Source organism: Streptomyces gelaticus (assembly GCF_014649535.1).
Classification (GTDB): Bacteria; Actinomycetota; Actinomycetes; order Streptomycetales; family Streptomycetaceae; genus Streptomyces; species Streptomyces gelaticus.
Map to the genome: position 1 here is coordinate 18,147 of NZ_BMTF01000012.1, position 20,820 is coordinate 38,966.

Annotated in this window: 18 protein-coding genes; 12 read left to right on the plus strand and 6 right to left on the minus strand. The window is 68.7% G+C overall.

Going from position 1 to position 20,820, the window contains the following annotated elements:
- Positions 1-513 precede the first annotated feature (513 nt).
- Complete coding sequence (locus IE107_RS18470) at positions 514-1,653, minus strand: mandelate racemase/muconate lactonizing enzyme family protein (protein ID WP_189544903.1); 1,140 nt, start codon at positions 1,651-1,653, stop codon at positions 514-516.
- Between the two features lie 284 nt (positions 1,654-1,937).
- Between IE107_RS18470 and IE107_RS18475 the strand changes: the two genes are divergently transcribed.
- The 4 genes from IE107_RS18475 to IE107_RS18490 are packed head-to-tail and all read left to right on the plus strand — an operon-like array spanning position 1,938 to position 5,305.
- Complete coding sequence (locus IE107_RS18475) at positions 1,938-2,615, plus strand: GntR family transcriptional regulator (RefSeq protein WP_189544904.1); 678 nt, start codon at positions 1,938-1,940, stop codon at positions 2,613-2,615.
- Positions 2,612-3,400 carry an SDR family NAD(P)-dependent oxidoreductase gene (locus IE107_RS18480; RefSeq protein WP_189544905.1) on the plus strand — a complete coding sequence of 263 codons (789 nt, stop codon included), beginning with the start codon at positions 2,612-2,614 and terminating at the stop codon, positions 3,398-3,400. Before IE107_RS18475 ends, IE107_RS18480 begins: the two co-directional genes overlap by 4 nt.
- 36 nt (positions 3,401-3,436) lie before the next feature.
- The gene (locus tag IE107_RS18485; protein ID WP_189544906.1) at positions 3,437-3,820 is read left to right on the plus strand and encodes a sensory rhodopsin transducer; all 384 of its coding nucleotides are present in this window, start codon (positions 3,437-3,439) and stop codon (positions 3,818-3,820) included.
- A 39-nt stretch (positions 3,821-3,859) separates the two neighbouring features.
- Positions 3,860-5,305 (plus strand): sugar porter family MFS transporter, encoded by a 1,446-nt coding sequence (locus tag IE107_RS18490; RefSeq protein ID WP_189544907.1) that lies wholly within the window; start codon positions 3,860-3,862, stop codon positions 5,303-5,305.
- 126 nt (positions 5,306-5,431) lie between these two features.
- Here the strand turns inward: IE107_RS18490 and IE107_RS18495 are convergent, their stop codons facing one another.
- Positions 5,432-5,923, minus strand: coding sequence for a GNAT family N-acetyltransferase (locus IE107_RS18495; RefSeq protein WP_189544908.1), 492 nt, complete (start codon positions 5,921-5,923; stop codon positions 5,432-5,434).
- 99 nt (positions 5,924-6,022) lie between these two features.
- On the opposite strand from IE107_RS18495, the gene IE107_RS18500 reads away from it, so the two are divergent.
- Positions 6,023-6,943, plus strand: a complete 921-nt coding sequence (locus IE107_RS18500; RefSeq protein ID WP_189544909.1) for a LysR family transcriptional regulator — start codon at positions 6,023-6,025, stop codon at positions 6,941-6,943.
- Between the two features lie 192 nt (positions 6,944-7,135).
- Here IE107_RS18500 and IE107_RS36145 read toward each other — a convergent pair whose 3' ends face one another.
- The 3 genes from IE107_RS36145 to IE107_RS18515 all read right to left on the minus strand — a co-directional run bounded on the left by IE107_RS36145 (position 7,136) and on the right by IE107_RS18515 (position 9,532).
- Positions 7,136-7,801, minus strand: coding sequence for an alpha/beta hydrolase (locus IE107_RS36145; protein ID WP_373302464.1), 666 nt, complete (start codon positions 7,799-7,801; stop codon positions 7,136-7,138).
- A gap of 97 nt (positions 7,802-7,898) precedes the next feature.
- Positions 7,899-8,693, minus strand: coding sequence for an SAM-dependent methyltransferase (locus IE107_RS18510; RefSeq protein WP_189544910.1), 795 nt, complete (start codon positions 8,691-8,693; stop codon positions 7,899-7,901).
- A complete protein-coding gene (locus tag IE107_RS18515) occupies positions 8,690-9,532 on the minus strand; it encodes a helix-turn-helix domain-containing protein (protein WP_189544911.1) in 843 nt (280 codons plus the stop codon). The genes IE107_RS18510 and IE107_RS18515 overlap by 4 nt, the downstream gene beginning before the upstream one ends.
- Before the next feature lie 206 nt (positions 9,533-9,738).
- On the opposite strand from IE107_RS18515, the gene IE107_RS18520 reads away from it, so the two are divergent.
- From IE107_RS18520 to IE107_RS18545, 6 genes are all read left to right on the plus strand, one after another.
- Positions 9,739-10,029: a hypothetical protein gene (locus IE107_RS18520; protein WP_189544912.1), complete on the plus strand. Its 291-nt coding sequence runs from the start codon at positions 9,739-9,741 to the stop codon at positions 10,027-10,029.
- Positions 10,030-10,674: 645 nt separating this feature from the next.
- The gene (locus IE107_RS18525) at positions 10,675-10,998 is read left to right on the plus strand and encodes a rhodanese-like domain-containing protein (protein WP_189544913.1); all 324 of its coding nucleotides are present in this window, start codon (positions 10,675-10,677) and stop codon (positions 10,996-10,998) included.
- Between the two features lie 110 nt (positions 10,999-11,108).
- On the plus strand, positions 11,109-12,500 hold the full coding sequence (locus tag IE107_RS18530; RefSeq protein WP_189544914.1) for an MBL fold metallo-hydrolase: 1,392 nt from the start codon (positions 11,109-11,111) through the stop codon (positions 12,498-12,500).
- Between the two features lie 114 nt (positions 12,501-12,614).
- Positions 12,615-13,199, plus strand: coding sequence for a rhodanese-like domain-containing protein (locus tag IE107_RS18535; protein ID WP_189544915.1), 585 nt, complete (start codon positions 12,615-12,617; stop codon positions 13,197-13,199).
- Between the two features lie 251 nt (positions 13,200-13,450).
- On the plus strand, positions 13,451-14,740 hold the full coding sequence (locus tag IE107_RS18540) for an esterase/lipase family protein (protein ID WP_189544916.1): 1,290 nt from the start codon (positions 13,451-13,453) through the stop codon (positions 14,738-14,740).
- A 10-nt stretch (positions 14,741-14,750) separates the two neighbouring features.
- Positions 14,751-15,776, plus strand: a complete 1,026-nt coding sequence (locus IE107_RS18545) for an alpha/beta fold hydrolase (RefSeq protein ID WP_189544917.1) — start codon at positions 14,751-14,753, stop codon at positions 15,774-15,776.
- Between the two features lie 125 nt (positions 15,777-15,901).
- On the opposite strand, the gene dnaE is transcribed toward IE107_RS18545, so the two are convergent.
- Positions 15,902-19,498, minus strand: a complete 3,597-nt coding sequence (gene dnaE / locus IE107_RS18550; RefSeq protein WP_189544918.1) for a DNA polymerase III subunit alpha — start codon at positions 19,496-19,498, stop codon at positions 15,902-15,904.
- 351 nt (positions 19,499-19,849) lie between these two features.
- On the opposite strand from dnaE, the gene IE107_RS18555 reads away from it, so the two are divergent.
- A complete protein-coding gene (locus IE107_RS18555) occupies positions 19,850-20,779 on the plus strand; it encodes a LysR family transcriptional regulator (RefSeq protein ID WP_189544919.1) in 930 nt (309 codons plus the stop codon).
- The last annotated feature ends 41 nt before the right edge of the window (positions 20,780-20,820 follow it).

Consider the following 20,820-nt stretch of genomic DNA (forward strand, 5'->3'; position numbering starts at 1 on the left):
GCGGGGAGGAAGGCGCGAAGCGCACCAGGAAGGAGAAGCACTGCGAGCACGAGGAAGCTCCGATGATGTGCGACGGGCGTCGTATGCACGGCCGCCGGACTCTGACGGTTGTCGAGGTCCGGAGGGCACGACAGACCGCACCCTCAACGGATCAGAACCTGGACGGGAGAGACCCAGGACCGTCAGATGAACATCACAATGAGCATCCTGAGATGCTAGCAAGCTGCGGACGCCGTGCTCCTGATGTTTCCTCAGCACAGTGATCTGCGTAAAGCGGCATGACCCACACATGCGCGAGCAGGCCGGACTGGGCCCGGCCACGGACACACGCAAAACCTCTGGCGGAACAGGTCTCACCGCAAGGTGATGTCCGTAACCACCAGAGGCTTCACATGGGGTACCTCGGTCCGCCGACCGAACCGGCAGGCAAACCCGGGCACCTTGCTCGGCGAAGGGTTTTCGACGGGGCGCGGAGGACCGCGATGCCCTTCGACAGGGGGTTCGGCCGGCGTCTCACGCCCTCGGGTCCGCGAACGCGGGCCGCGTGCCGTACTTCTCGACCGCTTCCGGGGCGAGGGACACTCCGAGCCCCGGGCCGGAGGGGATGTCGAGGTATCCGTCGGCGTCGAGTCGCCAGCCGTCGGCGACCAGGTCGTCCACATAGGCTGAACCGGTCTTGTACTCGACGAGGTCGGTGGACGCGAGTGCGGACGAGAGCTGCAGATCGGCGGCGAGACCGATGGCCGTGTTCCATCCGTGCGGAATCAGGCGGATGCCGAGGTCCTGGGCCTCCCAGCCGATCCGGCGCGACTCGCTCAGACCGCCTCCCTTCGTGGTGTCGGGCTGGACGATGTCGAAGGCGCGGCGCCGCAGGTAGGGGGCGAAGCTCTGCCTGCGGGTGAGAACCTCGCCACCGCTGATGGGGACGGGTGAACCCGCGCGCAGTTCTACGAAACCGTCGAGGTCGTCCGGCGCGAGGGCCTCCTCGAACCAGGCGACGTCGTAGTCGGCGAGCATCCGCGCGGTTCGCTTCGCCCATGCCAGACCGCCGGGGAAGAAGCCTTCGGAGCCACCGGCGTCGACAGCGAGCAACCGGTCGCCTATCGCGGCGCGGGCGGCGGCGACGGTGCGCTCGTCGGTGGCGGCGTCCACCCGTCCGAACTTCCACCAGCCGATCTTGAACGCGGTGAATCCCTGCTCCACGAGTTGGGTGAGGTTGTCCGTCATGGGTCCGGCCTCATCCATGAGCACCGACGCGTAGGGGCGCACGCGGGTGCGATGGCGCCCGCCGAGCAGTCGGCCGACCGGCTGGCCGAGCGCCTGGCCTGCGATGTCCCACAGGGCGATGTCGATCGCGCTCGTCGCGTGCGTGAGCGCGCCGCCCCGGCCCATCCAGAACGCGGTCTGGTGCAGCGTTTCGGTGATCCGCTCGACCTCCACCGGGTCCTGTCCGACGAGGTGCGGGAGCAGGAGGTCGATCGCTCCCCTGACGAGGTTCTCGGTGGTGAACGCGCTTCCGATGCCCGTGACACCTTCGTCGGTGTGGACGGCGACGAGCGTGTGCACGACATCGTCCGGGCGCAGTTCGTTCGACCAGCCGCCCTCGGGGGTCGCCCCACGAAGACCGCATGTCTCGACCCTGGTGATTCTCATGAGTGCCTCTCATAACGGGTGCCATCGCCGCGGGCGGCGGCGACTGTGTTCGGGACCGTACCCGACCGAGAGACCATTGTCGACAATCGACCATTCGGCTACAGTCTGCCGAACGGACGGCCACAGAGCGCCGCACCACCACGGGAGCACCCATGCGACGAAGCACCACTCCCCCGACCGCACGTGCGACCCCGCCACACCCGCCTCCCCGGCCCCGCACCCGTCGGTCGCGGAAACCATCGCACTCGATTGTCGACAAAGTACGATCCTGTTACGCTCCGGCCATGTCTGGTCTTCCCGCGCTTCCCGCGCTCCCCTTCGCCTCCCTCGCCTCCCGCCGCGAAACCGTCGCAGACGTCCTGCGCGAAGCCATCACCTCGGGCCGCCTCCAAGCGGGTCAGAAGCTCACGGAGTCGGGAGTCGCCGAACAGCTGGGAACCAGCCGGGCGCCGGTCCGCGAGGCGCTGCGCCAGCTGGAGCAGGAGGGCCTGGTGATCTCCTACCCCTACCGCGGTACGGAGGTGCTCGGCGTCTCCCAGGAGGAGATCGAGAACGTGCTCGTACCGGTCCGCATCTCCCTGGAGAAGTTCGCCTTCCGCAAGGCGATGCCCCGCCTGACCGACGCGGACTACGACCATCTCCAGTCGCTCGTCCGCAACATGGAGGCAGCGGCCGACGCGTCCGACGCGGCGCTGCTCGCCGACGAGGACATCCGCTTCCACGAGGCGGTCGTGACCTTGTCGGGGCAACAGCACTGCCTGCAGATCTGGCGGTCGATCCAGCCCCGCGTGCGCGCCTACTTCCGGCGCGACGCGAGCCACTACTCGGACGCGACCGTGGTCTCCGGGCAGCACCGCGAGCTCATCGACGCGCTCCGTGCGGGCGACGAACACGCGCTGGACCGCACCGTCACCGCCCACATCAACACCCATTTCAGAGCCACCGAGGACCCCTCCGAATGACCAGGACGATCTTGATCACCGGCGGCGGAAGCGGCATCGGCCGCGCCACCGCGTTCGAAGCCGCACGCCGGGGCTGGGCCGTCGGCATCCTCGACCGTGACGGCGAGAGCGCCGAGCGGGCGGCGGCCGAAGCCCGGCGCATGGGCGCCCGCAGAGTCTGGTCGGCCGCGTCGGACGTCACCGACGAACGCGAGCTCGTCGACGCGTTCGGTGCAGCGAGCACCGCACTGGGCCCGGTGGACGGAGTGACCGCGAGCGCCGGCATCGAGGTCAACGCGCCCCTGCCCCGGATGTCCCTCGACACATGGCGCCGCGTTCTCGACGTGAATCTCACCGGCACCTTCCTGACCGTACGCACAGCCGCCCAAGCCCTGCAGGACGCAGGAAGGCCGGGCTCCGTCGTGTGCGTGTCGTCCCCTTCCGCCTTCGTCGGCTTCGCGGGCGGCTCGAACAGCGCGTACGGAGCGTCCAAGGGCGGAGTCTCCGCGTTCGTGCGGGCTGCCGCCATCGACCTCGCCCCTCACGGCATCCGCGTCAACGCAGTCGTCCCCGGCGCCACCGACACGCCCATGCTCTACTTCGGCCTCGACGGTGACGAGCTCGAAGCGGAACGCGCGCGCCTGAGGGACGCCGCGGCACGCCAGATCCCGCTCGGACGGATGGCCGACCCCGCGGAGATCGCACGTGCCGCCGTCTGGCTCCTCTCCGACGACGCCTCGTATGTCACCGGCAGTCACCTGGTGTGCGACGGCGGCCTCACGGCCAAGAGCGCCAACGACTTCTGACAAGAACCGAAACCCACCACAGAGAGGCGGACTCGCATGACGACTCAGGCAATCGGCACCACGACATGGGTGGTCGCGGACGGCTACATCCCCCCGGGCAGCACCGGACCGGCACCCGCGATGACCAGCCATGACAGCATCTGCATGCTGAACGCAGGCGGCGACCCCGCGCACGTGCGCATCGAGGTCTTCTACACCGATCGCGAGCCGGTCGGACCCTATGAGCTCACCGTTCCCGCACGTCGCGCACACCATCAACGGATCAACGACCTCCGTGGCCCCGAGCCGATCCTTCCGGGAATCGACTACTGCCTCGTGATCCGAAGTGACCGGCCCATCGTCGTCCAGCACACCCGCCTCGACTCGCGACAGGCGGAGAACGCCCTTATGTCCACCATCGCCTACCCCTCCTCCCTGTGAACAACTTGGTCGACAATCTACAATCGACAAGGACTCATCATGTCCCATTCATGTCCAGAAGAAGGCGGCCGCCTGACCCGTCGCGTGGCCACGATGGCGGCGGCCGCCGCCATCGGTGGCTTCCTCTTCGGTTTCGACACCGCGGTGATCAATGGCGCTGTGAACGCCATCGAGAGCAGCTTCGGGCTTGACTCCATCGGACTCGGCACCATCGTCGCCGTCACCCTGCTGGGCGCCACGCTCGGCTCGTTCAGCGCCGGCTGGCTCGCCGACCGCGTCGGGCGCCCGCGCACCATGGCGGTCGCCGGCGCCGTCTTCCTTGTCGCCGCGATCGGCTGCGGCCTCGCTCAGGGCCTCTGGGACCTTGCGATCTGGCGCCTGCTCACCGGCTACGGGGTCGGATTCGCGACAGTGATCGGGCCGCTCTACATCTCGGAGATCGCGCCGGCGAACGTGCGGGGCCGCCTTGCGTCCCTGCAGCAGATGGCGATCGTCCTCGGCATCTTCGCCGCTCTTCTCTCCGACAGCTCGATCGCATTCGCGCTCGAGGGCGCGGACGCGCAGACGTTCGTCGGGCTTCCCGCGTGGCGGTGGATGTTCATCGCCGGCATCGTGCCGGCTCTCGTCTACCTGATCACCGCACTCGCGATCCCCGAGTCGCCGCGGTTCCTTGTCGCTCGCGGACGAATCACCGAAGCACGCGACGTGATGCAAAAGCTCCAGGGCATCTCTGGCGAAGAAGCCACCACGCTGACCGACCGCATGGCCACGACGTTGCGAACCGACCGATCCGCCCGCTTCCAGGACCTTCTCGACCGACGGCGCGTTCTCCTTCCCGTCGTCTGGGTGGGGATCGGGCTCGCAGCCCTTCAAGCCCTCGTCGGCGTCGACGTCATCTTCTACTACTCCACATCGTTGTGGCAGTCGGTCGGCTTCGACGAGTCGGCAGCGTTCGCCCTGTCGGTACTGAGCTCCTTCATGAACGTGGTCGCGACGGTGGCCGCGATCCTTCTCATCGACAGGGTGGGCCGCCGCCGGCTGCTGCTCGCCGGATCAGCAGGCATGTTCGCGAGTCTCATCACAGTGGCGGTGGGCTTCTCCACCGCCACCATCGCCGGGGACGGCGAGCCGGCACTGTCCGGAGCCTGGGGACCGATCACCCTCGTCGGCGCAAACGTGTTCGTCGTGGCCTTCGCGGTTTCCTGGGGGCCGGCCGTCTGGGTCCTTCTCGGCGAGATGTTCCCCAACCGCATACGCGGCGTCGCGCTCTCGGCGTGCGCCGCCGCCAACTGGCTCGCCGGCGTCCTGCTCAACTTCTCGTTCCCGAGCCTGCGCGACCTCTCTCTGGCAGGTAGCTACGGGGTTTACGCCTTCATGGCCCTGCTCTCGTGGCTGCTCGTGTACTTCTTCGTCGGCGAGACGAAGGGGCGCTCGCTGGAGGACATGCAGGAAAGCGCCACGCCGGTGCCGAGCCCACTGAAGTGATGCGCGTCAACGACCCGGGCGGCCTGGCGAGCCGAATCGGGCTCGGCCGGGTACTCCACGCAGCGCCGTCCTCGCCTTCACCACTGCGACCGACGCATTCATACGGAGCCGGCACGGGCCGGGGCGTCACTTCAGTTCCATGAGGATGTCGGCGCGGGCGTAATAGTCGGCCACCGGGAGACGGTTGCGGGTGATCCTGACAAACCCGGCTTCCTCGTAGAGGTGGATTGCGGGAGCCAGCTTGCTGTTCGTACCGAGGAACAGCCGGGCCCCACCGAGTGCCTGGGCGCGGTCGATCGCTGCGGCGATGAGGAGGCGGCCGATGCCGCGTCCCTGCGCGGCGGGGGACACGGCCATCTTCGCCAGCTCGAACACGGCGTCCGGGTAGGCCAGAAGCGCCACGCACCCGACGACGGTGCCGCTGCCCGGCTCGCGCGCCAGGAGCACATCGCCGCCCGGGCCCACGATGCGGCCGAACGGATCTCCGAGAACCGCCCGGTCCTCTTCCTGCAGGACGAACAGGCGCGAGATCCACTCCTCGTTCAACGCGCGGAACGCGTCGGCATCGCTCGGTGAGGCGATCGAGGAGACCACGGTCGAGGCAGAGGTGTACGGCATGGGGCGGTTTCCTTTCGGTGCAGCTTCTCGTCAGCAGCCTCCGGCCCACTCACCCATATGTCCAATACAAGCAGTAGCCTCCATCAATAAGCTTGAACTATGGATCAGCGCATCGAGCTCCGTCATCTGCGGTACTTTCTGGCTGTGGCCGAGGAACTCCACTTCGGCCGTGCAGCCCAGCGGCTGAACATTGCTCAGCCGGCCCTGTCCCAGCAGATCAGGCAGCTCGAGAAGATTGTCGGTGTCGAGCTGTTCCGGCGGACCTCCCGGAGCGTCCGTCTCACAGACGCGGGAGCGACGTTCCAGCCACGGGCAAGGGACCTCCTGGGCCGTCTGGCAGCCGACCTTGACGAGGCCGGCCGTGTCGGGCGCGGCGAGGCCGGTCGCCTGGATGTCGCCTTCATCACTTCCGCCACCGCGATCGTCAGCGAACAGCTCCGTGAATTCTCCCGCCGCCGCCCGGACGTCCAGATCAAGGTGCACGACGGCTTCACCGTCGATGTCCTGGCGGCCCTGGAGCGGGGCACAGCCGACATCGGGATCGTGCGAGATGCTGAGGAGCGAGACGATATCGACCTTTCCCTGCTGGCAACGGAACGGTTTGTCGCCGTCGTCCCCACAGAGCACCCCGCCGCAAGCGATGACCATGTGGAAGCAACGGCGCTGGCCACTGACCCGCTGATCCTGTTCCCACGTACAGCAGGAGCTCAAGCGTTCGACATGAACACACAACCGTTGCGGGACGCCGGCATCGACGTCCGGGTCGCGCAGGAGTGCTCGAACTGGCACACCATCATCATGTTCGTCGCTGCCGGACTCGGCGTCACCATCGCCCCCTACAGCGTCACGACGCTGCTCCCCGCAGGCGCCCGACGCCTCGAACTCGACGGGCCTCCCGCAGTGAGCCGGATCTTCATGGCCACCCGCCGAGGAGACAGCCGTCCCCTCGTACAGGCCTTCATCGCGGCGTCCGAGTCCGTGACAGGTCGTGACCACGACCTGACGAAAGGAACGCCTTGACCTGCCGAGCGAGCACGGGTCAGGAGGGGTCGAGGTCTCCGGGGGTGGGCGCGAGTGCCCAGTCGAGGGCGAGGTCGGCGACGGCTTCCCAGCCGTCCTCGCCGCAGGTGTAGTGGCTGCGGCCGTCGAACAGCTTGTACGCCGTGATCGCCGTGGAGTGCTTGGCGTTCTTCTCGTAGTTCTCGCGCTGTACTACGGGCGGCAGGATGTTGTCGTTGCCGCCGGAGATGAACAGCAGCGGCGCACGGTCGTCGTTGGCGAAGTTGCAGGTCGTCGCTGCGTTCGGGGTGAAGTTCGCGAAGCCGCCCTGGAACAGGATGCGGCCGGAGACCGGGACGGCGTAGCGGTCGTAAACGGCCTTCGACTCCTGCACGGTGAGGTTGTTCGTGAAGGCGTAGTGGAAGTCCTTCTCGGCGATCGGCACAGCCCGGTTCTTGTTGGCCGCGGGTTGTGCAGGACAGGGAAGGTGGCCTTGATCTCGCTGAAGGGCAGCGCCTTCACGCCCTTCACGGCCGCGCCGTCGATGGACACGCCGGCCGTACCGTAACCGGCGTCGAGGAGAAGCTGGACGAAGGCACCGCCGAACGAGTGCCCCATGATGACCGGCTCGCTGCCGAGCGCGTCGATGACCTCCGTGAGGTGACCGAAGACTTCGCGCACGCCCAGGCCGGCCAGCGGTGACGGGTCGTTGCGGAGTGCCTCGACTCCGGCGGGACCCGGCTCGATGCCCGGGTAGCCGGGGGTGATCACCTTCAGCCCGCGCTGCTCGTAGCGCGTGGCCCAGTGCTCCCACGAGAGCGGCGTCATCCAGAGACCGTGGATGAGGACGACGGTGTCCGTGGCTGCTTCTCGTTCCATGTGCGCGATCCGAATCTTCACGGTGCGGCGGCGCACGGCTGCTGTCCACCGGCACTTCTTCCGGACTGCCCCGACCGATGGCAGCCGGCCGGCAGGATCAGGCGGCCTTGTAGGCGACGAACCCCCACTGTTCGGTGTCCGGGCCGGGGCCGGTGTGCGGGTCGGGGAACCAGCGGTTGATCGGTCCGAGGCCGGGCGGGGGGATGGTGAGGCCTTTCGCCATCGCGGTCATGGTCTCGGCGGAGCTCGTCACGTAGGGGATGGTCCCGGAGGATCCGTAGGAGTCGCTCGCGGCGTCGGCCTGTGGTGAGGCCAGGGTCGTGCACAGCACCAGGCAGCTGCCCGGGGCGAGGCGGGCCATGTACGCCTGCACCAGGGCGGCGGCCTCGGCGGGGTCTGTGACGTGGCCGATGACGGACATCAGCATCAGCGCGACCGGCCGGTCCAGGTCCAGTGTCCGCGTGGCGTGGGCGAGCACCGTGTCCGGGTCTCTCAGGTCGGCGTCCACGTAGTCGGTGGCGCCCTCGCGTGTGCTGGTGAGCAGGGCGCGGGCGTGCGCGAGGACGATCGGGTCGTGGTCGACGTAGACGATCCGGGCGTCGGGTGCGACGCGCTGTGCGACTTCGTGGGTGTTGTCGGCGGTCGGCAGTCCGGTGCCGATGTCGAGGAACTGCCGGTAGCCCTCCTCGCCGGCCAGGTGCTGGACGGTCCGTCCGAGGAAGGCGCGGGTGGCGAGGGCCACATCGACCATGGCGGGGTACTCGCGCTTGATCTGCTCGCCGAGTTCCTGGTCCGCGGCGAAGTTGTCCTTGCCGCCCAACAGGTAGTTCCAGAACCGTGCGGAGTGCGGTTTCTCGGGCTGGAGATCCGGGCCCTGCGTGCTGTCGGTCATGATGAAGAGTCCTCTCCGGTTCGGATGCGGTTCGTCGGGGGCGGAGCGAGAGCCGCGGTCGCGTCCATCGCAGCGAGGTAGGCGAGGACCGCTCCTTTGTCCTCCGTGACCGTCGCGGCCTCCTGGTGAAGGCCGTGCACGACCAGCCGGTCGGCGAGCTGCGGGTGGGTGTAGCGCAGGATGTCCACGGATCCGCTCAGCAGCAAGGGGTGCTGTCCGGCCGCTGCGGGGATCACCTGCAGGGTCACTGCCCCCCGGTCCACGGCGAAGCGGTCCAGGTGGGCGAGTTGCTCGGCCATGACGTCCCGGTCCCCGATCACCCGCTCCAGCACGACGCCCTCGATCAGGGCCCACAGGCGTATGGGCCGGTCCGTGCGGTAGAGGGTGTGTTCCTGCCGTTCCTCCAGGAGCCGCAGTCGCCGGCCGATCTCCTCCGCGCCGGCGCGGGGGTGCCTCAGCCCCAGGAGCGCGCGGGCGTAGCCGGGGGTCTGGAGCAGTTCGGGGACCACGCCGGGGGCGTAGGTGCGGATCAGGCTGGCCGCTGACTCCAGGTCGATCACCCCGGCCAGGTGTTCGGGGAGGATGTCGCGGTACGGATGCCACCAGCCCGGCCGCCGTGCCTCGTCCAGTGAGGCCAGTACCGTCTCCGTCTCGGTGTCCGGCGTCCCGTACAGGCGCAGCAGGTGGCTCACCGTTGCCCGGCGTGGAGCGGTTCTGGCGAGCTCCAGGCGGCTGAGTGTCATGTCGTGTACACCGAGCGCGGTCGCGGCGGCTTCCAGGGTGAAGCCCGCGGCTTCGCGTCGGGCACGCAGCTCGGAAGCGAACAGGCGTAGGGCCACGGTGGGGCCGGAGCGGGGCCGTGACACAGGCGGAGGGGTCCCTTCTCGTCGGCGGTGCCGGACTCCACGATCCGGCAAGAACCGCTTGCTCGCACTCTGCAGGGTTGCAGAGTGTGGGGCGACCTCAGATAGTGGGTTAGGCCACATGGCCGAAAACCTTCCCCGGTCGTCCCCCGCAGGAGTGGAGGCCTCACATGTATGTCTGCATGCCGGCAGACCACGACTCGATGCGCCACACCCGGCGCGTCGTCGCCGCCGAGCTCCGGCTTCGGCACTGCCCCCCTGACCAGATCGCCGACACCCAGCGCGTCGTGGCCGACCTCCTCGGTCTGCTCTGCCAGGCGGCAGACGTCCGCCAGTACGGACTCACCATCCAGCAGTCCCCCACCATCCCGGGCGCGGTCCGCGTGAGCGTGAACACGGGCGACACGAACGTGCAGCGTGAGATCCCCATCCCCCGTCCCCGCCCACCCCTCGACGACGTCCCAGACCTTTGAAGGGCTGAGCGTGGCGGGCGGCGCGGGAGACGTCCTGCGGGTGGCGCTCGCTGGCGCCGAATGAGGGGTTTGCGGCCGATGCGGTCGGCGAGGTGGCCGGTGGGGATCTGGCCGATGCCCCACACACAGGATGGGGCAGAGGCCCTTGATCAGGCCGACGGCGGCCAGGCCGAGGCCGTGGCCGGTGAACAGCAGAGGGAAGACTCCCCAGGTGAGGCCGTCGTTGAGGTTGTTGATCAGTCCGGCCTGGCCGGCGCCGCGCAGGGAGCGGTTGTGCCGGGAGGTGCGGGTGATGAAGGTGGCCTTCAGGCCGGTGTTCTCGCCGGTGGGCACGGGCTTGGTGTGGCTGGCGAGTTCAAGCGCCACATGGGCGGCGGTGTCGCGGACGACGAGAGACAGGGCTGCCCGCCCACGGCGACGTTGAGTTCGCTTGCCGCCCCAGCGCGTCATTCCCGAGGGTCCCGATCTGCGGGGAGGCGCGTATACGCACTTCAGAATACCCCCTCGGGTATCAACGACCAAGAATCCTCGTATGCAACCGCTGTGACCCAAGATACCCAGGGGGGTATTTGACTTCCCCCCGGGCACCGGCTTACGGTCGAGTACATAAATACCCCAGGGGGTATTGAAGCAAGGGATACCTCGATGCGTGAAGCAGGTCTGGACGTCTTCGCGGCCGAGCTCGCCAACGGCGCGTTCGTCATCGGCGTCCGCGAGTCCGACGAGTACACGGCCGGCCATGTCCCGGGCGCGCTCAGCGCCCCGCTGTCCGCGCCCGGTGCCGCCCTCGGCAGCCTGCCCGGCGACAGGCCCGTGCACGTGGTCCGTGCCGGCGGTAACCGGAGCGCCCGGGCCGCCGACCATCCGGCGGCCCTCGGGGTGGACGCCGTATCCGTCTCAGGCGGCACGGCCGGCCGGGCCCGCACCGGCCGTCCGCTCGTGCGCGGAATGGTCCACCAGACCGCCTGAACACCTGGTCCACCGGCCGGGACCCCGTCCGCCGGGGGTGTGCAACCGCCCCCATGCCCCAGCACCCTCCGCGCCCACGCAGGGTGCGCGTTCTTCATGAAGGGATTGCCGTGTTCTTCACCCAGTACTACCTCGACTGCCTCTCCCAGGCGTCGTACATGATCGCCGACGAGCGCACGGGCCGGGCGGTGGTCGTCGACCCGCGCCGGGACGTCTCCGAGTACCTGGCCGACGCCGCCGCACGCGGCTTCACGGTGGTCGGCGTGATCAACACGCACTTCCACGCGGACTTCGTCGCCGGCCACCTGGAGATGGCGGATGCGACCGGCGCCTGGATCGGCTACGGCCGCCGGGCCGAGACCGAGTACCCCATCCGCAAGCTCGCCGAGGGCGAGCGGATCTCCCTCGGCGACGTCACCCTGGAGATCCTGGAGACGCCGGGGCACACTCCCGAGTCCATCAGCGTCCTCGTGTACGAACACGCCGACGACACCGACCCGTACGGCGTCCTCACCGGTGACGCGCTGTTCATCGGCGACGTCGGCCGCCCCGATCTGCTCGCCTCGATCGGCGTCACCGCCGAGGAGCTCGGCGCGATGCTGCACGACAGCGTCCAGAACAAGCTGATGGGCCTTGCCGACGAGGTCCGTGTCTTCCCCGCACACGGCGCCGGCTCCGCCTGCGGCAAGAACCTCTCGACCGAGAAGCAGTCGACCATCGGCGAGCAGCGCGCCACCAACTACGCGTGCGCGCCGATGAGCCGCGAGGAGTTCGTCGCGCTCGTCACCGCCGGCCAGTCCGCCGCGCCCGGCTACTTCGCCTACGACGCCGAACTGAACCGCAAGGACCGCGCCCGGTACGGAGCGACGACGGCCCCCCGGCCGCTGACGCTCGCCGAGTTCACCGGGCTGCGTGCCGCCGGAGCGGTCGTCGTGGACGCACGCGACCCGCAGGAGTTCGCGGTCGGACACCTGCGTGGCGCGGTGAACGTGCCCGCCGACGGGCGGTTCGCCGAACAGGCCGGCACCGTGCTCGACCCGGCCGACGAGCTGGTCGTCATGGCACCGCAGAACCGGGAGGAGGAGGTCGTCACCCGCCTGGCCCGGATCGGCTTCGACCGCGCCGTCGGCTACCTGCGCAACCCCGAGGACGGCCTGGAGGCGTTGGCCGACGAAGTCACCCCCGCGAGCCGTGTGACCGCCGCCCACCTGCGCACCGCCCTCGCCGGCGACAACCCTCCCGTCGTCGTGGATGTCCGCACCTGCGGCGAGCGCGAGGCGAACGGCTTCATCGACTCCGCCCTGCACATCCCCCTGAGCGAACTGCCCGCCCGCAGCGGCGAACTGCCCGCCGACCGGCCCCTCGTCCTGCACTGCGCCGGCGGCCACCGCTCCTCCATCGCGGCCAGCCTGCTGCGCCACCGAGGCTTCCGGGACGTCTCCGACCTCCTCGGCGGACACGCCGCCTGGGCCCTTACAGCCTCCGAGCCCGTCACGGCCTGACCTGCATCCCCACTCCCCCCGGGGCCCCGCAACCTGCAAGGCCCCCTCACACCTCCACACATCCGCTCATATATCCCTCCAGGTATATGCGAGCGGCCGGAAAGGGAACCCCCTGTGAGCACCACTCCCGCACCCACCCACTCCCTCAGCCCGACCGTGCTGCACCGACTCGTCCAGGAAGGGCGGGCACCGCGCCTGCTCGACGTGCGCACGCCCGCTGAATTCCGTACGGCTCACATCCCGGGCTCGTGCAACGTGCCCCTGGCCACGCTGCGCGAGCACCGGGCCGAGCTCCTGGCCCACCTCGACGAGGACGTCGTACTCGTCTGCCGCTCCGGGACCCGTGCCGCCCAGGCCGAGAAGATCCTGGCCGACGCCGGGCTGCCGAACCTCCGCGTCCTCGAGGGCGGCATCGTCGCCTGGGAGACGGCCGGCGCGCCCGTGAACCGTGGGCCCGAGCGATGGGACATGGAGCGCCAGGTCCGGCTCGTGGCCGGCTCGGTCGTCCTGACGACCGGTCTCGTCGGCGTGTTCGTGCCGGGCGTGCACCTGATCGGCACGGCGATCGGCGCCGGCCTGATGTACGCGGCCGTCAGTAATTCCTGTGCCATGGGCGTCATGCTGTCCAAGCTGCCGTACAACCGCGGGCCGCGCCCCGACATCCGCAGGGTGATCGCAGACCTGCAGAGCCCCCGGTGACCTCCTGGTCGTCGCGGCTTCCCTCCTCATCGGCGCCGGTCTCGGCGTGCTCCGGGGCGGCTCGGTCCGGACGGCGTTGATCCTGGTCCACGCGGCCGGACAGGACACCGAGGAGGCGATCGCCACCTCCCTGTCCGGCGTCCGGCCCCATACGGACCGCTCCCCTTGTGTGGTCCACGCACATCCCCTCCCCGGTCGCCCGTTACCTAGCGTGTGCGTCGCATCGGCATCGTGGCCAAGGAGGCAGGGACATGTGGAAAAGACGGAGCGCTGGGCGCCGGTGGCGGCTGCTGCCCGCCCTGCTCCTGGCAGTGGTGGCCGGGCCGGCGGCCACCGGCGGAAGCGCCGCGGCCGCCGAACCACCCGCGTACCTCACCCTGGAGGCGAGCTACGGAGACGGCACCGTCACCAACGGCTGGGAGCGTGTCGACCGCTATCTCGACACCACCAGCGGCTTCCGCACCGAGGGCTATCCCTCGGACGGCCGAGGTGACCAGGACGGCAAGCGAGTCACCTACTTCGGTGGCGTCTCCCGCCCGTCCTCGGGCCGCTTCCTCCTCTACTCCGCCCCCGGCTGGAACACCGGCTCCCGCACCACGCCCGTCCTCCTCGTCCACGGCGCGAACGACACCGCGGACCGCGCCTGGGCCAACCCGGGCGAGTCGGGCGGCTACGGCTGCGGAGCCCTGTCCTGCCCGTCCACCGGGCTGATGCAGTCCCTGTCCGCACGCGGCCACCGCGTCTTCGCCGTCGGCTTCGCGCACAAGCAGGGCGACAACCTGATGCAGGCGCAGATCGTCGGCGACGCCATCGCCGTCATCAAGGCGAAGCTGGGCGTGAGCAAGGTCGATCTGGTCGGCTGGAGCAAGGGCGAGATGTCGACCCGCGCGTATGTGTCGTCCGTGAAGCCGAGCTGGGGGCGGGCGTACGCCGGCGACGTACGGAAGCTGATCACACTGGGCGGTCCGAACGGCGGCTACGACTACCCGTACGCCCACGGCTGGGCCCACGACTTCTCCGTCTGGCCCGAGTGCGGCGGAAAGATCAACGCCCCCTCCCCGCACTCCCACATGACCTGCTACGGCCAGTACACCGCGCACCCCGAGTTCTCGATGACACCCTCCGGCGGATACGACAACTATCCCGGCCAGCGCCAGATGCTGGCACGCTGGGACGGCACGTACGGAGTCGACGGCGCCGCACAGGACTGGTACACGACCTACTACGGCGGCCAGGGCTTCTACACCGCGGGCGGCGGCATCCAGGCAGCCATCGACGCCGGATCGCTGATCGCACCGCTGCACAGCGCCGGAGTACCCGCCTCCGTCAGCACGTATCTGCTGGCCGGCGGATCCGCCGATGTCGTCGGTATCTTCAACGAGAACCGCGGACCCAGCGACGGCGTCGTCTTCATCTCCAGCGCGCTCGACACCACCGGCATCCCCACGGTCGGCGGCAAGGCCACCATCGCGACCGCCAACCACCTCGAGCTGGGCTGGCACAGCGCGGCCACCTCCCAAGTCGCCACCTGGCTCTCCTGAAGGACCCGACATGGCCTCACTCCGCACCCGCCGCGTCTCCACCGACCGGCTGACCGCCCAGATCCTCGAGGTCCGGGACGAGGGCGAACCGGTCGTCTTCGTCCACGGCAACGTCTCCTCCTCCGCCTTCTGGCGCACCGCCCTGCTCGCCCTCCCGCAGCGCTACCGCCCCATCGCCGTGGACCTGCGCGGCTTCGGCGGCACGGACCCGCTGCCGGTCGACGCGACACGCGGACTGCTCGACTACACCGATGACCTCACCGCGCTGCTCGCCGCCCTCGAAGTCGACCGGGCACACCTGGTGGGCTGGTCCATGGGTGGAGGAGTGGTCATGCAGTACCTGCGCGACCACCCGGCCGCCGTGCGTTCACTGACCCTGGTCAACCCCGTCTCCCCGTACGGCTTCGGCGGTACGCACGGGCCGGACGGCACCCTCAACTCCCCCGACGGGGCCGGCTCGGGCGGCGGCACGGCCAATCCCGAGTTCGTCCAGCTGCTCGCCAAGGGCGACCGCGGCGAGGATTCGCCGCTCTCGCCCCGCAGCGTCCTGGCCACCTGCTACGTCAAGCCGCCGATGCGCCCCGAGCACGAGGACGAGTACGTCGAGTCCATGCTCACCACACGGACCGGTGACGACCACTACCCGGGCGACAGCACGCCGTCCTCCGCCTGGCCGGGGATCGCGCCGGGCACCCGCGGGGTGCTCAACTGCCTTGCGCCGACGTACTTCCGCATCGGCGACCTGCACACGATCGATCCCAAGCCGCCGGTGCTGTGGGTACGCGGCGAGGACGACGTCATCGTCTCCGACACCTCGATGTTCGACCTGGCCCACCTGGGCGCGATCGGCGCGGTGCCGGACTGGGACGGGACCCCCGCCCAGCCGATGGTGGCACAGACCCGTCATGTTCTGGACCGGTACGCGGCGGCCGGCGGCTCGGTACGAGAGGTGGCCGTGTCCGGAGCGGGGCATTCGGTACACCTGGAACGCCCCGAGGAGTTCAGCGCAGCGCTGTTGGGGATCCTGTCCGCATAACAGTGCATACCACGCGTCCGGGCGCCGTCCGCAACCGTCGGCCCCGGGCGGGGTGGCGCCCTTCCTGGGCCTTCCCGTACGCCGCGCAGACCTGCTCGGGCTCATACGTGCAGGCCTGCGCGGGCTCATGCAACGCCTCGCCAGGCGTCGGCCCCGAAGGTGCCTTTGATGTCGGAGGCGATGGTCGTGGGGTCCACCGTGGCCCGGAGGGCGTAGACGGTGGTCTTGCGTGCACCGCGGACACTGAGATGTACGGGACTGTCGCCCGGATGGGCCGCGAGGATTCGCTTGAGCTCTTCGACGGACTGTTCGGTGACGCGGTGCAGGGGGAGCACGAGCCGCACAGGTGACCTGCCACCGTTTTCGGCAGAGGAGATGTCGAGGACGGAGAGTTCGCGGCCGAACATGTTCACCGTCCCGTCGCGGTCTTCGGTCCTGCCCCTGACAGAGACGACATTGTCCTCGGCCAGCGCGTGCTGCACGAGTTGGTAGGCGGCAGGGAAGAAGAGGACCTCGATGCCGGCATGACGGTCCGCGAGGGTCACGACGGCCCAGTGCTTGCCCTGTTTGGTCATCTTGAGCTGGATATCGGTGATCAGTCCGGACAACTGCACGTCCCCGGTGGTGCGGCCCGAGGCGAGCAGTTCGGCGATGGTGCAGTCCCGCGCCCTGGCCAGGATGTGCTCGGCACCGTCCAGCGGGTGGGCCGAGACGTAGAGGCCGAGCATTTCGCGCTCGGTCGCGAGGAGTTGTCTGCGGGGCCACTCTGCTGCGTCGACGGGAAAGTCGAGGCCGAAGGCGAGTTCGTCGCTTCCTGCATCGGTGAAGCCTGTGAAGAGATCGTCCTGTCCGAAGCTCGCCGCCTTCTTCACCGGAATGATCGCGTCGATGGCGTCCTCGTGGATGGCGGCGAGCCCCTTGCGCGAGTGCTTCAGGGAGTCGAAGGCGCCGGCCTTGATCAGGGAGTCCACAGCTCGTTTGTTCAGCGCGGGCAGGTCGGCCTTGTCGAGGAAGTCGGAGAAAGAAGCGAACTTCCCCTTTCGGCGGCGCGCGTCGATGATTGCCTCGATGACGTTGTCACCGACATTGCGTACGGACTTCAGCCCGAACCGTACGTCCTCGCCGACGGCGGTGAACTCGGATGCGGACTCGTTCACGTCGGGCTGGAGAACGCGGACGTGGTTCTGGCGGGCGTCGGCCAGGTAGACCGCGGCCTTGTCCTTGTCGTCGCCGACCGAGGTGAGCAGGGCGGCCATGTACTCGGCCGGGTAGTTGGCCTTGAGGTAGGCGGTCCAGTACGAGACGAGGCCGTAGCCGGCGGTGTGCGACTTGTTGAACGCGTATCCGGAGAAGGGGAGCATGACGTCCCACAGGGCCTTGATGGCTTCCTCGCCGTACCCGTTGCGAAGCATGCCGTCGTGGAACTTCTCCCACTCCGCCGCCAGCACCTCCGGCTTCTTCTTGCCCATCGCGCGGCGCAGGAGGTCGGCGCCGCCGAGGGTGTATCCGGCGAGTTCCCGGGCGATGGCCATGATCTGCTCCTGGTAGACGAGCAGGTGGAAGGTGTTGCCGAGGATCGGCTCCAGGGCGTCGCGCAGCTCGGGGTGGATCGGGGTGATCTCCTGGCGGCCGGTCTTGCGGTGTGCGTAGTCGGTGTGCGCGTTGGCCGCCATGGGGCCGGGCCGGTAGAGGGCGTTGACCGCGGCGATGTCCTCGAACCGGGTGGGTTCCATCTGCTTCAGCAGGACCCGCATGCCGCCTCCGTCGAGCTGGAAGACACCGAAGGTGTTGCCCTCGGCCAGCAGCCGGTACGTCTTGGCGTCGTCCAGGGGAATCACGACGGTGGACGGGTCGCCGTCCTGAGGATCCACGGTGGCCAGGCTTATGCCCCGGTTCTCGCGGATGTTCTCGATGGCCTGATCGATGACCCCCAGGTTCCGCAGCCCGAGGAAGTCCATCTTGATCAGGCCCATGGCCTCGCAGGAGGGGTAGTCGAAGCCGGTGATCTTCACGCCGTCCGATGCGCGCATGTGCAGCGGGATGCGGTCGGTGAGCTTCGTCCTGGACAGGATCACCGCCGCGGCGTGCACGCCGGTGCCCCGGGTGAGGCCCTCCACTCCACGGGCGGTGTCGATGACCCGTTTCACGTCCGGTTCGCTCTCGTACATCCGCCGGATCTCGCCGGCCTCGCCGTACCGCTCGTGGGAGGAGTCGAAGACGGCGGCCAGAGGGGCGGGCTTGCCGTTCTGGTCCGGCGGGAGGGCCTTGGTGATCCGCTCCCCATGGGCGTAGGGATATCCAAGGATGCGCGACGAGTCCTTGATCGCGTTCTTGGCCTTGATCCTGCCGAACGTGTTCACCATGGCGGTGTACTCCCCGCCGTACTTCTCGGTGACGTACTGGACCATCCGGTCGCGCTGACGGTCGTCGAAGTCGAGGTCGACGTCCGGCGGGTTGATGCGCTCGGGGTTCAGGAAACGCTCGAACAGCAGGCCGTGTTCCAGAGGGCACAGCTCGGTGATGCGGGTGGCGTAGGCGACGATCGAGCCGGTGCACGAGCCCCGGCCCGGACCGAGGGGGATCTTGTTGTTCCGGGCGTGGCGGCAGATGTCCGCGACGACGAGGAAGTAGGAGCTGAACCCCATGGGGCCGATGACCTTCATCTCGGTCTCGAAGCGCTCCAGCACGTGCTGGGGGATCGGGTCCCCGTAGCGCATCGCCAAACCCTTCAGGGTTTCCTTGCGGAGCCACGACTCCTGGGTCACGCCTTCGGGCACGTCCGGGAACTGCGGCATCTCGTCGACGTGGTCGAAGACACCGGCGTAGGACTCGATGCGCTCGGCGATCAGCAGTGTGTTGTCGCAGGCTTCCGGCAGTTCCGAGAACAGGCGGCGCATTTCTGCGGCGCTCCTGAGGTAGTAGCCGGAACCGTTGAAACGGAAGCGGCCCGGGTCGTTCTTGTTCTTCCCGACACCGATGCACAGCAGGCTGTCGTGGGCATCGGCCTGGTCTTCGGTGACGTAGTGCGCGTCATTGGTGGCCAGGAGGGGGATGCGCAGTTCCTTGGCCAGGCGCAGCAGGCCCTCACGGACGTCACGCTCGATGTCCAGGCCGTGGTCCATCAGCTCCAGGAAGTAGTGCTCGCGGCCGAAGATTTCCTGGTAGGCCGTGGCGGTGGCTTTCGCCTCGTCGTACTGGTCCAGACGCAGACGGGTCTGGATCTCGCCGGACGGACAGCCTGTGGTGGCGATGATGCCGTCCGGCCGCTCGGCGATCAGCTCCCGGTCCATGCGCGGTTTGCCGGCCGGGAACTGACCTTCGTAGCTGGCCTGCGTGCTCAGCCACAGCAGGTTCCGCAACCCCTGGGCGTTCCGCGCCCACATGGTCATATGGGTGAAGCGACCACCACCGGAGACGTCCTTCGACGCCTCGCCGTCCTCGCTCATGGCCCGACGGCCCCCCGGCCCCCAGAACTCCTGCTTCCGGGAGAACCGAGAGGAAGGCGCCACATAGGCCTCGATGCCGATGATCGGCCTGATCCCCTCGAAGCCCTTCGCGACCTCGGCGAACTCGTAGGCGCCGAACATGTTGCCGTGATCGCTCATGGCAATCGCGGGCATCTTCTGCCGGGCCACCTCGCCGAACATGGGCTTCAGCTTCTGCGCCCCGTCGAGCATCGAGTATTCGGTGTGATTGTGCAGGTGAACGAAGGAATCCGGCACGTGTGGGTCGCCTCCGGGGTGAAGAGGAAGCCCCGTCCGGCCAGAGGCGCGAGGGGGCCTTGTCGGTGGCCGACCGCACCCGCATCAGCAGATGGGTGACGGCTCGGCCGGTCGCGGTGCGGTCGCGTCGACGGGCCGGCCAAGGGTCGAACCACCCGTGCGCACGATCGGTCCGAGCCCTTCAAATGCAGGCCCAGCAGCCACCCGGCTGTCGGGCAGCACTCCTCCTGCCGCGCTGCTTGCGAAACCGCATATTGACCAGAGACATCAAAGCGAGCATGGCGTACTGGAATCAAACAACCATTTCACCAGGCAGACTCAACGATTGGTTGTCCAACTAGGATTACCGGTGTGGACCTCATCGCCGTGCGCACCTTCGTCACCGCCGTGGACGCGGGACAGTTCCAAGAAGCCGCCGCCAACTTGTCGATCACACCGCAGGCCGTCTCCAAGCGCATCGCCGTGCTGGAGAAGGACCTCGGTGTGCAACTGTTCAGCCGTACGGCCCGCGGAGCCCGGCTGACCATCGACGGGCAGGCGTTCCTGCCTTACGCCCGGGCTCTTCTCCAAGCCGAGGAACGGGCAGCCGCTTCCGTGCGGCCAGGGCGCCGGGCGTTGCGCGTCGACGTGATCGGCCGTCGGCTCTCACTGGCGGGTCTGCTGCGCGACTTCCACCGCGCGTATCCCGAGACCGATCTTGATGTCGTGACCCTCTTCGACTGCGACACGGCCATCGCCGCGGTCCGGTCCGGAGCGATCGACGCGACCTTCCGCGCCGTGACCATGCCGGGCCGGCAGCTCCCCGACGGTATCGAGGCCACTCCGGTCTTCGACGAACCGCTGCACCTGTTCACCGGGCCGGCCCACGAGTTCGCGGCCGCCCGCGCGATCGCTCCCGCCCAGCTCGCCGGGTGCCGGATCTGGATGCCCGGCAACATGCCTGGCACCGAGTGGGCCGCCTACTACGACGAACTCGCCGCCGCATTCGGTCTCACCATCGACCCGGTCGGCCCCGACTTCGGTATCGAGCCCCTCCTCGACACGATCGCGGGCTCCTCGACATTGGCGACCTTCGTCAGCGAGCAGACTCCCCTGGTCTGGCCCGCCGGCCACGACCTGCGGCGCATCCCCCTGCACGACCCGACCCCGGTCTACCCGCACTCACTGATCTGGCGCACCGACAATCCGCACCCCGCCCTCACCGCACTGCGAAACCACCTCACCTCTGCCTACCCCGGCCGCCCCGACAGCGGCATCTGGACTCCGAAGTGGGCCTGGTGAGCCGGTTCCCAGGTCTGGCCCGCCTCGGGAGTGGTGTTGTA